11 protein-coding genes are annotated in these 10,839 nt (G+C 66.2%); 5 read left to right on the top strand and 6 right to left on the bottom strand.

Annotation, left to right across the window (positions count from 1 at the left end):
* Nucleotides 1-76 precede the first annotated feature (76 nt).
* Entirely contained in the window at nt 77-361 is a 285-nt protein-coding gene (locus AX702_RS20290) for an FAD assembly factor SdhE (protein WP_066782188.1), read from the bottom strand.
* A 151-nt stretch (nt 362-512) separates the two neighbouring features.
* Between AX702_RS20290 and recG the strand changes: the two genes are divergently transcribed.
* On the top strand, nt 513-2,567 hold the full coding sequence (gene recG, locus AX702_RS20285) for an ATP-dependent DNA helicase RecG (RefSeq protein ID WP_066782187.1): 2,055 nt from the start codon (nt 513-515) through the stop codon (nt 2,565-2,567).
* An 84-nt stretch (nt 2,568-2,651) separates the two neighbouring features.
* On the opposite strand, the gene AX702_RS20280 is transcribed toward recG, so the two are convergent.
* Both AX702_RS20280 and AX702_RS23070 read right to left on the bottom strand, forming a co-directional pair.
* A complete protein-coding gene (locus AX702_RS20280; protein WP_066782186.1) occupies nt 2,652-3,245 on the bottom strand; it encodes a TetR/AcrR family transcriptional regulator in 594 nt (197 codons plus the stop codon).
* Between the two features lie 109 nt (nt 3,246-3,354).
* Nucleotides 3,355-3,819: a hypothetical protein gene (locus AX702_RS23070; protein WP_231731974.1), complete on the bottom strand. Its 465-nt coding sequence runs from the start codon at nt 3,817-3,819 to the stop codon at nt 3,355-3,357.
* Here AX702_RS23070 and AX702_RS23065 point away from each other — a divergent pair.
* A complete protein-coding gene (locus AX702_RS23065; protein WP_231731973.1) occupies nt 3,796-4,449 on the top strand; it encodes a cytochrome P450 in 654 nt (217 codons plus the stop codon). The genes AX702_RS23070 and AX702_RS23065 overlap by 24 nt on opposite strands.
* Before the next feature lie 83 nt (nt 4,450-4,532).
* Here the strand turns inward: AX702_RS23065 and tyrS are convergent, their stop codons facing one another.
* The 3 genes from tyrS to serS all read right to left on the bottom strand — a co-directional run bounded on the left by tyrS (nt 4,533) and on the right by serS (nt 8,295).
* Complete coding sequence (tyrS, locus tag AX702_RS20270) at nt 4,533-5,759, bottom strand: tyrosine--tRNA ligase (protein WP_066782184.1); 1,227 nt, start codon at nt 5,757-5,759, stop codon at nt 4,533-4,535.
* Nucleotides 5,760-5,927: 168 nt separating this feature from the next.
* On the bottom strand, nt 5,928-6,995 hold the full coding sequence (locus tag AX702_RS20265) for a M23 family metallopeptidase (RefSeq protein WP_066782183.1): 1,068 nt from the start codon (nt 6,993-6,995) through the stop codon (nt 5,928-5,930).
* Between the two features lie 22 nt (nt 6,996-7,017).
* On the bottom strand, nt 7,018-8,295 hold the full coding sequence (gene serS / locus AX702_RS20260; RefSeq protein ID WP_066782182.1) for a serine--tRNA ligase: 1,278 nt from the start codon (nt 8,293-8,295) through the stop codon (nt 7,018-7,020).
* 92 nt (nt 8,296-8,387) lie between these two features.
* On the opposite strand from serS, the gene AX702_RS20255 reads away from it, so the two are divergent.
* From AX702_RS20255 to dksA, 3 genes are all read left to right on the top strand, one after another.
* A complete protein-coding gene (locus AX702_RS20255; RefSeq protein WP_066782181.1) occupies nt 8,388-8,897 on the top strand; it encodes a host attachment family protein in 510 nt (169 codons plus the stop codon).
* Nucleotides 8,898-9,193: 296 nt separating this feature from the next.
* On the top strand, nt 9,194-9,703 hold the full coding sequence (locus AX702_RS20250) for a hypothetical protein (protein WP_066782180.1): 510 nt from the start codon (nt 9,194-9,196) through the stop codon (nt 9,701-9,703).
* Nucleotides 9,704-10,153: 450 nt separating this feature from the next.
* On the top strand, nt 10,154-10,615 hold the full coding sequence (gene dksA / locus AX702_RS20245) for an RNA polymerase-binding protein DksA (protein WP_066782179.1): 462 nt from the start codon (nt 10,154-10,156) through the stop codon (nt 10,613-10,615).
* The last annotated feature ends 224 nt before the right edge of the window (nt 10,616-10,839 follow it).

Genomic DNA, 10,839 nt, shown 5'->3' with positions numbered 1-10,839 from the left:
CAGTGTTCGGGAAATGCGGCTTCTAACTGCCCCTCTCCCCGACCCTCTCCCCGCTAGCGGGGAGAGGGAGACTTGTTCACACCCCGGATCTGGTGCCGGGTAGCGCTACGGCGAAATCCACCTTGCGCATCGTCTGCATCATCTCGCCGTCCCACTCGGCCGGGCAGGGGATCGAGCCGATCGCCCAGCCCATGATGTCGACGTCCTGCTCCTCCAGCAGCCGCTCGAACCATGCGAGCTGGTCTTCGCTCCAGCCGGCGTGATGCGCGTCGAAGAAGCCGCCGATCATGAAATCGGCTTCACGCGTGCCGCGGTGCCAGGCGCGGAAGCGGGTGCGCTTCAGGCGGGTGTCTTGATCCATGCGGGCTCCAACGGCAGATGGCCGGCCGCGGTTTCGCGCGGTCGGCTGCGAATTCGAACACCGTTCGTCCTGAGCTTGTCGAAGCATGTATTCCGCGGCACGGGCTTCGACAGGCTCAGCCCGAACGGGTAGGGCTGGCAACCAGATAGTCATGCGCCCCGATATCCTCAATCCGCTGTTCGCCGAAGTCACCGCGTTAAAAGGGGTGGGGGCGACGCTCGCCAAGCCGCTCGACCGGTTGGGCCTCGCGCGTGTCGTAGACGTGGCATTTCACCTGCCGAGCGGGTGGATCGATCGCCTGCCGCGTGACGAGCTGATGATCCAGGACGCCGGCCGGACGATTGCGATCACGCTGATCCCCCGCGACATTCGCGTGTCCTCCTCCCCACGCGGGCCGACGCGGGTGCAAGCGACCGACGCGTTGGGGAACTATGTCAGCCTCGTCTATTTCGGTCGGTCGAGCGGCATGGTGCGTAAGCTCTACACGGTTGGCGAAGCCGTGCGCATTTCCGGCAAGCTGGAGATGTATGGGCAGGAGCTGCAGATCATCCACCCCGAGGTCATCGACGGCGAGGACGCGTTTCGCGAGCGGGAAGCGATCTATCCCTTGTCGGAAGGGATCACCTCCCGCCGGGTAGCGGGGCTGGTGGCGCAGGCGATCGAGCGTGCGCCCGAGTTGCCCGAGTGGATCGAGCCGGGCCTGCTGGCGCAGCGAGATTGGCCCGCGTGGAAGGACGCGCTGGCGCGCATCCACGCCGATCCGTCCGATGCGATGGCGCGGGCGAGGATCGCTTATGACGAGGTGTTCGCCAACCAGCTGGCGCTGGCGCTGGTGCGGCAGGATACGCGGAAGCGGCGCGGACGGGGGCTGCGCGGGGATGGACGGCTTCGCGATCGGCTGAACTTACCATATGCGCTGACGGGGGCGCAGGCGCGGACGGTTCGCGAAATAGAAGGCGATCTGGCGCAGGACGCGCCCATGCTGCGGCTGCTGCAAGGAGATGTGGGGTCTGGCAAGACTTTGGTGGCGGCGCTGGCGCTGCTGATCGCGGTGGAGGCGGGGGCGCAGGGCGCGCTGCTGGCGCCGACCGAGATCCTCGCGCGACAGCACTACGAGACTTTGCGCGAAACGCTGGCCGGGCTGCCGATCAACATTGCGGTGCTCACCGGGCGCGACAAGGGCCGCGCGCGCGAGGGCGTGCTGATGGGGCTGGCGGACGGCTCGATCGATGTGCTGATCGGGACACATGCGATCTTCCAGGAGGCGGTGACCTATCGCGATCTGGGGCTGGTGGTGGTGGACGAGCAGCATCGTTTCGGCGTTGCCGAGCGGCTGGCGCTGTCGGCGAAAGGCAAGACCACGCCGCACCTGCTGGCGATGACCGCGACGCCGATCCCGCGCACGCTCGTCCTCGCGCAGCATGGGGAGATGGATCAGAGCCGGCTCGACGAAATGCCGCCGGGGCGCGAGCCGGTCGAGACGCGGGTGATCAGCGAGGAGCGGCTGGACGAGGTCGTCAATGCACTCGGCCGACATCTCGCGGACGGCAAGCAGGCCTATTGGGTGTGCCCGCTGGTGGAGGAGAGCGAGAAGAGCGATCTTGCCGCGGCGGAGGCGCGGGCGACGGCGCTGGCGGCGCGGTTCGGGGATCGTGTCGGGTTAGTGCACGGCAAGATGCGCGGGCCGGAGAAGGATGCGGTGATGGCGCGCTTCTCCGCCGGCGAGCTTGGCGTGCTGGTGGCGACGACGGTGATCGAGGTGGGCGTCAACGTGCCCAATGCGACGCTGATCGTGATCGAACATGCCGATCGCTTCGGGCTGGCGCAGCTCCACCAGTTGCGCGGGCGCGTGGGGCGCGGCGGGGGGCAGTCGCGCTGCCTGCTGATGCGCGGCGGATCGCTGAGCGAGACGTCGCGGGCAAGGCTGGCGCTGATGCGCGAGACCAACGACGGGTTCCGGATCGCGGAGGAGGACCTGCGGCTGCGCGGCGGGGGCGAGTTGCTCGGCACGCGGCAGTCGGGCGAAGCGGCGTTCCGGCTCGCGACGCCGGAGCTGCTCGGCGAACTGCTGCCGATCGCGGCGGACGATGCGCGGCTGCTGATCGATCGTGATGGCGGGCTGGCGGCTCCGCGGGGGCAGGCGGCGCGGGTGGCGCTGTATCTGTTCGAGCGGGATGCGGGTGTGGCGCTGCTGCGATCCGGGTGATCGGCTTCTTGTCAGGGTCTGCGGCCGCGCCCGATCATGTGACTGTGGTTGCGACGGCAGCCAGTACCATCCGTATATTGCACCTCAAATCGCTTGCGGGATCGCCGGTGCTGGTTGCGGGAGCGCCGCGCCGATCAGGGGATCGAATACCAACCGTGCCAGCGCGTCCTCAAGGCCGGCGCCGTCCTCGCGATTCTCGAGCCACCATGAGAGCAGTTCGATACATGCGGCAATGCTGACCCTCAGGCGCAGCTCCCGGGGGATGCCCTGTTCCGGCATCTGGTCCAACGCCCGCGCGGCGATGAGCGCCTGCGCGGTCAGCTTTTTCCGCATCTCGTCGCCCGCGCCGACGAGAAGGGCGCGACACAGGCTCCACCGTTCGTTCGTGAACGCCGAAATCCGCGCTGCGGCGAGCCGGCCTTCGCCAAGCATGACTGCCGGGGCCACTTCCCGAGCGAGTTCATCGATGAATTTGCCCGCAACTTCCGCCAGCAGGTCGCGCGTATCGGCATAGCGTCGGAAGAACGTGGCATATCCGATCCCGGCCCGTCTCGCGAGTGCTGCGGCGCTGATCGTTTCGAAGCGCTCCGTTGCGAGCATGGACAGCAAGGCGTCCCGCAACGCCTCACGGGTTTTCGCGACGCGCGCATCTTCCCTTGAGCCTGCCGTATCAGTCACTATTTATGATCCACATCTTATCATAAGTGGGGTCCAAATGTCTGAATCAGCCATTGCGACACGCGCGTGCCCACACGCATCTGGTGCGAACCAGCGCAAGTCCGGGCAATTAGCAAGCCAAGGCGGGGCCGTCGCGGTCGGGCGAATGGTCAGCGCCGATTTTTCCGAAGCGCGGCGTGTCCTGCGTGATCCCTCCGCACGGCAGGCCGGCTTTCTCGCGGAACTGGTCACCAGCTTCGCCCTCATGCGTGCGCCCATCCTCTATCTGAGCGGCGCCGAGCACCGCCGGCAGCGCGGCGCAACCGCCCGCTTCTTCGCCCCACGCGTGGTGACAAGCAGCTATCGCGCGCTGATGCTGGACACGAGCAGACAACTCGTGGACCGTTTCAAGAGCGATCGCGGCGCCGATCTCGATCAGCTTTCTCTCGAACTGGCCGTGACCATTGCGTCGGAGATCGTGGGGCTTACCAACAGCGATCGCGCTGGCATGGCGCGTCGCCTCGATGCGCTTGCCACGGGCATGCGCGGCACCGGATCGGCGGTTGGCAGAATGATCGGCTTCATGCGCGGGCAAGTCCGCGCGTTGCTGCTCCTCTACCGGGATGTGAAACCGGCGATTCGCGAACGGCGGCGTGCCCGGCGCGACGATGTGATCTCCCACCTGATCGAAGAGGGATATCGCGACATGGAGATCCTTTCCGAATGCCTGACTTACGGGGCGGCGGGCATGATCACGACGCGTGAGTTCATTACGATGGCGGGATGGCATCTCCTCGAACAACCGACCCTCCGCCAACGCTTTCTGGACACCGACGAGGCAGGCAGAATCGCAATCCTGGAGGAGATCCTTCGCCTCGAGCCGGTTGTCGGCCTGCTCCATCGCACGCTCGGGGACGAGGGCGATATTGTCGGCATCGATGTGCGTGCGGCGAATGCCGATGAAGAGGCCTTCGGCGGATGCCCGCATCAGATCGATCCCGACCGGCAACTCGGCGATCGGGTGGGGCGGGCAGGGATGGCGTTCGGCGACGGCGAACATCGCTGCCCGGGCGCGCAGGTTGCGTTGCTGGAGAGCGCGATCTTCCTCGATCAGTTGCTGCGCGTGCCGGGTCTGCGCATGTCGACCGAGCCGAAGATGGGCTGGAATGCGCTGATCGCAGGGTATGAATTGCGCGGCCTCAGGCTTGAGTGCGGCGGGGAATGATCTGACGTGGCGGTGGTGCCGTCGTGATCAGCGGATCACTTCAGGCTCCCCCGCTGTCGCTTACGTGATGACGCCGGCGGCAGTTATCCTGCCACCAACAACCCGTGATGCTTCTTGCCGGCCGAGATGCGGAGGGAGTCGGCGCCGACGGTCACCGTCGCGGCCTCGTCCGATACCTTCTCGCCACCGACCCTTGCGCCGCCCTGCTTGATCAGGCGGCGGGCCTCGCCCTTGGAGGCGCAGAAGCCCAGGCCGACCAGCACGTCGACCAGCGCCACTTCACCGCTCGCAGCGAACGTTGGCAGCGCGTCGCCGCTCGTGCCTTCCTCGAAGGTGCGGCGGGCGGTTTCCGCTGATGCCTCCGCCGCCTCGCGGCCGCGGCACATGGCGGTGGCTTCGTTGGCGAGGATCTTCTTCGCCTCGTTGATCTCGGCGCCTTCCAGCGCCTCCAGCCGGGCGATCTCGTCCATTGGCAGGTCGGTGTAGAGGCGCAGGAAGCGGCCGACGTCGCGGTCGTCGGTGTTGCGCCAGAATTGCCAGTAATCGAAATGCGGCAGCTGGTCCTCGTGCAGCCAGACGGCGCCGGCGACGGTCTTGCCCATCTTGGTGCCGTCGGCGGTGGTGAGCAGCGGGGTCGTCACGCCGAACACCTCGGTGCCGTCCATGCGGCGGGCGAGCTCGATGCCGTTGACGATATTGCCCCATTGGTCGCTGCCGCCCATCTGCAGCCGTACGCCATGGCGCAGCGCGAGCTCGCGGAAGTCATAGGCCTGCAGGATCATGTAGTTGAATTCGAGGAAGCTGAGCGATTGCTCGCGATCGAGGCGCAGCTTCACCGAATCGAACGAAAGCATGCGGTTGACCGAGAAATGCTGGCCGACCTCGCGCAGGAAGGGGATGTATTCGAGCTTGTCGAGCCAGTCGGCATTGTCGACCATGACCGCGTCGGTTGGGCCGTCTCCGAAGGTCAGGAAGCGTTCGAAGATGCGGCGGATCGAGGCGACGTTCTCGCCGATCCGGTCGGTGGTGAGGAGCTGGCGCGATTCCTCTTTGAACGACGGGTCGCCGATCTTGCCGGTGCCGCCGCCCATCAGGACGATCGGCTTGTGGCCGGTCTGCTGCAGGCGGCGCAGGAGCATGATCTGCACCAGGCTGCCGACGTGGAGCGACGGCGCGGTGGGATCGAAGCCGATATAGCCCGGCACCACCTGCTTCGTGGCCAGCGCGTCGAGGGCGGCGGCGTCGGTCGTCTGGTGGATGTAGCCGCGGTCGGTGAGGACGCGGAGGAGATCGGACTGATGGTCGGTCATGATGCGGGCGGCGTTACACGCCAAACCTGCCTGAGCAAAGCTTGGGGAGCGTGACCATTCGGCGCAGGCGAATGGTGGAGTGGCTGGCTGCGCGCGCGCTTCCGCCGAGCCAGCCGCTTCACCAGCTTCGCTGGCTCCCTTTCCATCAATGATGGGGAGGATTGGAGGTCAGCGGCGCGGGAGTTGGGAGGCAGGGTCCACCGGAGTTCGGCCCTTGCGCAGTTCGAAATGGAGTTCGGGGCGATCGGCGAATCCGGTGTCGCCGGACAGAGCGATCGTCTGCCCCTTCTTCACTGCCTGGCCGCGTTGCACCATCAGTTTGGACGCGTGGCCATAGACGCTGGTCCAGTTCTCGCCATGGCGCACGATGATAAGGCCGCCGAGCGCGGCGATCCCATCACCAACATACGCCACGGTGCCGTCTGCCGCCGCCTTTACCGGCGTTTCGATCGGTGCGGCGATCTTGATGCCGTTGTTCCGTTCCCCGCTCGCCCCCGCACCGAAGCGGCTCACGATCCGCCCCTCCACCGGCCAGATGAAGCGACCTGGGCTCGAACTCGGCGCGACGACTGCGGCCGTGGCCGGCAGCACTCGGCGGGCGGTTGCTACTGGCCTCACCGGCGCCTGATTCTCGGCGATCGCCGGCTCGCCGCCGGTCAGGATGTCATCGATATCGAGCTGGAAGGCAGCCGCGCGTTCGGCCGCGCTGGGCATGGCAGCATCACCGGGGATCAGGATACGCTGGCCGGTGCGCAGGATATATGGCTCATCGAGATCGTTGGCGGCGACGATGTTCGACCATTGCACACCATAAGCGCGGGCGATCGCGATGCCCGTCTGGCCGGAGCGGACGAGATGATAGCGGCCGCCGGGAATGCGCAGCCGCTGGCCGGCGTAGATGACGAAGGGGGTGGACAGGCCGTTGGCGCGAGCGATCGCTTCCGATCCTGCGCCGGTTCGCTCGGCAATGGCGCGCAGCGAATCGCCTGAGCGGACCAGGTAGCTTTGCTCGGCGACCTCGCGCGCATCTGCCACCGCGCCGCGCGACTCCCAGGCGGGGGGCGGGGCGGGCAGCAGATCCACATCCTCCGCCGGCCGCTGACCATCCTCGAACGGTGGCCGAGCCCCCGAGGGATCGGGCCGGGGCGGCGCAGGCCGCGCCGGGCGCTCCACCGACGGGATGCATCCCGCCAGCGCGATTGCGAGCGGCAGCGCAAGCGGGATCCTGTTCGTCATGATCGGCGCATCAGCCCCAGGATTACCGCGGCTCCAGCCGGTTCAGGCCGCCGAGATACGGCTGAAGCGCTGCCGGCACCGCGACCGAGCCGTCCTCCTGTTGGTAGTTCTCCAGGATGGCGACGATCGTGCGGCCGATCACCAGGCCCGACCCGTTCAGCGTGTGAACGAAGCGGGTCGCCTTCTGCCCATCCGGACGGAAGCGGGCGTTCATACGGCGCGCCTGAAAGTCGGTGCAGGTCGAGCAGGACGATACTTCGCGATAGCGATCCTGCCCCGGCAGCCACACCTCGATGTCGAAGGTACGCGCGGCGGAAAAGCCCATGTCGCCGGTGCACAGCTTCATGCGGCGGAACGGCAACTCCAGCCGGGTCAGCACATCCTCGGCAGCGGCCGTCATCCGCTCATGCTCCGCTTCGGACTGATCGGGCTCTACGATCGAGACCATCTCGGCCTTGTCGAACTGATGCTGGCGGATGAAGCCGCGCGTGTCGCGGCCGGCCGCGCCTGCTTCCGAACGGAAGCAGGGGGTGAGCGCGGTGAATCGCAGCGGCAGATCGGTGGCGGACAGGATCTTCTCGCGCACGATGTTGGTCAGGCTCACCTCGCTGGTCGGGATCAACCAGCGGCCGTCGGTGGTGCGGAACAGATCCTCCGCAAACTTGGGAAGCTGCCCGGTGCCGAACATCGTCTCGTCCCGCACCAGCAGTGGCGGGATCACTTCTTCATAGCCATAGTCGCGCGTCAGCACGTCCAGCCCGAACTGGCCAAGCGCGCGGGCGAGCTTCGCGACATGGCCGCGCACCAGGGTGAAGCGAGCGCCCGACAGCAGCGCGCCGGTTTCGAAATCGAGCCCCATGGCCGGGCCGATCGCGTCATGCTCGCGGATCGGAAAATCAAATGACGGGCGCTGGCCGCGTTCATGGATCAGCTGATTGTCGTCCTCGTCTGCACCGTCCGGCACGTCGGCGAGCGGAAGGTTCGGCAGAGTGGCGAGCAGGCCGTCAAGCTCCCCGCCAAGCCGGGCCTCCTCGGTTTCCAGCTCGGGCAGGCGCTGTTTCAGCGTCGCGACTTCGGCCATCAGAGCGGCGGCCGTTTCCTCGTCCTTCTTCGCCTTGGCGGCACCGATCGCCTTTGACGCCTCGTTGCGACGGGCCTGACCGACCTGAAGCTCGGTCACCACCTCTCGGCGGCGGCGGTCGAGATCAAGGATCGTCGCTGCATCCGATGGTTTGCCACGGCGCGCCATGGCTGCGTCAAAAGCGGCGGGATCATCTCGGATCAGGCGAAGGTCTAGCATGGCGCGGGCTATGCCGGGCGTCGCGAGGGGAGGCAACCCGTGCGGGCGGCGGCGCGTTGGTCGAACAACACGGCATGCAAGGAGGTACCAACATGCAAGTCCCGCACAATTCCGTCGTTCTGGTGGCGGACGGCCGCAAGCTGCTGTTCCTGCGCAACGAGGGCGACGATGTGCATCCGAATCTGACGGTGGAACATGCCGAGGAGCGGGCCAACCCGTCGGACCTGGATCAGAAGACCGACAAGGCCGGCAGTGCCTCCTCCACCCAGTCGGGCCCGGGAGCGCCTTCCATCGCCCGAAATGGATCGAATCACGCGCAAGGTGGCGGTGCGCAGTTCGCGCCATCGCGCGGTACACTGGGAGAGACGGACTTCCACCAGCTGGAAGAAGACCGCTTCGCGGCCGACGCCGCGGAACTGCTGAAGACGCGCGCGCTGTCCAACGACTATGAAAAGCTGATCGTGGTCGCGCCGCCCAAGACGCTTGGGGAATTGCGCAAGCATTACCACAAGGAAGTGAGTGATCGTCTCGCCGGCGAGCTTTCCAAAGATCTGACCGGCCACCCGATCCCGGACATCGAACAGGCACTGCTGAACGCCTGATCTGGGCAGCCGCGCGCCGCTTGTTCGGCGCGCGGTCGCCTTTCACATCCGGTCAGGCCTTGGTTGAGGCCTTCTTAGCGAAGCGGAAGCGGGCGACGAGACCGGCGGCCGCCGCACCGAACAGGATCATCATCGGCGGCGCAGGCACCGGCGACGGGTTGCCGCTGCTGTTGCCGCCGTGACCGCCATTGGACGACCAGCCACCGTTCGACGACCAGTGACCGCCGTTCGAGCTCCAGCCCTGGGACGATGAGCCATAGGAGGAGCTGGACGTCGACGACGACGTTGACGAAGAGGTGGACGATGAGGTCGACGAGCCGCCGGTGGAGGTGGATGTCGATGATCCCCCCGTGGAGGTGGAGGAGCCACCCGTCGACGTCGAGGTGGAGGATCCTCCGGTCGAGGTCGAGGACCCGCCACTCGAGGTGGACGAGCCTCCCGTGGAGGTGGACGAACCACCCGTCGACGTGGAGCCGCCGCTTGAACTCGAGGTAGACGAGATCACGATCCCGCTCGACCCGCTGACACCGCCCGAGCCGCCGAAGAAGCCACCGGCAAAGAAGCCGCCGCCGCCAATGCCGCTACGGCCCCAGCCGCTGCTGACCACGGGCGCTACGTCGGCACCGCGGCTCGCCACCAGTGGCGCAACGGGCAATGGCACCGGAACAGGGGCGGCCGGCGCTGCCACGGTCACCACGCGCGGCGCGCAGGCAGCAGGGGCCGCGGCTACGCGGCGTACAACCGTGCGACGCGGCGGTGTGTGCCGGACAACGCGCCGCGGCGTCACCTTTGCCACCTTTGTATAGGAAGTACGCGCCTTCTGCGTTTCGGCGACATGCACCGCACCGCCGCCGATCACCGCTCCCCCAACGGTGCATGCGCACAGTTTCGCCAAAGCCATCCGCACCGACATGATGTCACTCTTCCATTCCTGAGCCGCACCAGGGCGGCCCGCCTGTTCTTTTCAGCGTCTGCTTGCCGCCAACGTGCAGAACAAACTCTTAAACTCAACCGGAATGACCATCGTGCCACGGGTTTTTCGTTATGGATAACTCGCAGGTCCACCGTTTCTTGCTTAACGTGCCATGGCGGGACATGTTGAAACGATCGATCCGTTCACGGCCGCGCAATGCCCGATCGATTACCCACTTTTCCACGCTCGCGAATGCTTGTGAGTTTCCCGGCCCGCGTTTATAGGCGCGCCACGGGGCCCTTGGGGAACAGCGACACCCTGACGCGGGCGGGGAGACGGGTTGATGGCGACGGCTTACAATCGCGTGGATGAGATAAGTCCCAAAGATCTCGGGGCTGCGAACGACGACGGTTACCGTCCGCATCCGGACGAGCCTTTCATGAATGCTCGGCAGCAGGAATATTTCCGTGCCAAGCTTCTGGCGTGGAAGGACGCGATCCTGCGGGAATCGCTGGGTACCTTGTCACAATTGCAGCTCGATTCATTGCGGGAATCAGATCTCAATGATCGCGCCTCCAGCGAGACGGACTGGTCGATCGAACTGCGCACGCGCGATCGGCAGCGCAAGCTGATCGGCAAGATCGAGGCGGCGCTGCGCCGCATCGATGAGGGCGAATATGGCTATTGCGAGGTGACTGGCGAGCCGATCAGCCTTGGCCGGCTGGAGGCGCGTCCGATCGCGACCATGACCGTCGAGGCGCAGGAGCGCCACGAGCGGAACGAGAAAATCTCTCGCGAGGATTGAACGCGTCTGGCCGGTCGGCAGGGCTCGTTCGTAATTCGACAAGATTTGAGACGTACTTTGACGAGCATGGACTCTGCCGCCAGCGTATTCCTGGATCCGAAATCCACTGGCCCGGACGATCGCGGCCGCGACAGTCTGTCACTGCTGGCTCGCCTGAAGGTCTTGGGTGCGGACGCAACGATCACCGTGCGGGTTCGCAATCTTTCCAGTGGCGGGTTGATGGC

It is taken from the genome of Sphingomonas sp. CCH5-D11, assembly GCF_001557395.1.
GTDB lineage: Bacteria > Pseudomonadota > Alphaproteobacteria > Sphingomonadales > Sphingomonadaceae > Sphingomonas.
Note: the sequence above shows the minus strand (reverse complement) of the source record. Positions and strands in the feature narration are given on the sequence as shown.

Bases quoted from the DNA above. Each gene is read 5' to 3' on its own strand.
- AX702_RS20290 (WP_066782188.1), bottom strand. From the start codon at position 361: ATGGATCAAGACACCCGCCTGAAGCGCACCCGCTTCCGCGCCTGGCAC.
- recG (WP_066782187.1), top strand. From the start codon at position 513: ATGCGCCCCGATATCCTCAATCCGCTGTTCGCCGAAGTCACCGCGTTA.
- AX702_RS23065 (WP_231731973.1), top strand. From the start codon at position 3,796: ATGATCGGCTTCATGCGCGGGCAAGTCCGCGCGTTGCTGCTCCTCTAC.
- tyrS (WP_066782184.1), bottom strand. From the start codon at position 5,759: ATGACCGACCATCAGTCCGATCTCCTCCGCGTCCTCACCGACCGCGGC.
- AX702_RS20265 (WP_066782183.1), bottom strand. From the start codon at position 6,995: ATGACGAACAGGATCCCGCTTGCGCTGCCGCTCGCAATCGCGCTGGCG.
- serS (WP_066782182.1), bottom strand. From the start codon at position 8,295: ATGCTAGACCTTCGCCTGATCCGAGATGATCCCGCCGCTTTTGACGCA.
- AX702_RS20255 (WP_066782181.1), top strand. From the start codon at position 8,388: ATGCAAGTCCCGCACAATTCCGTCGTTCTGGTGGCGGACGGCCGCAAG.
- dksA (WP_066782179.1), top strand. From the start codon at position 10,154: ATGGCGACGGCTTACAATCGCGTGGATGAGATAAGTCCCAAAGATCTC.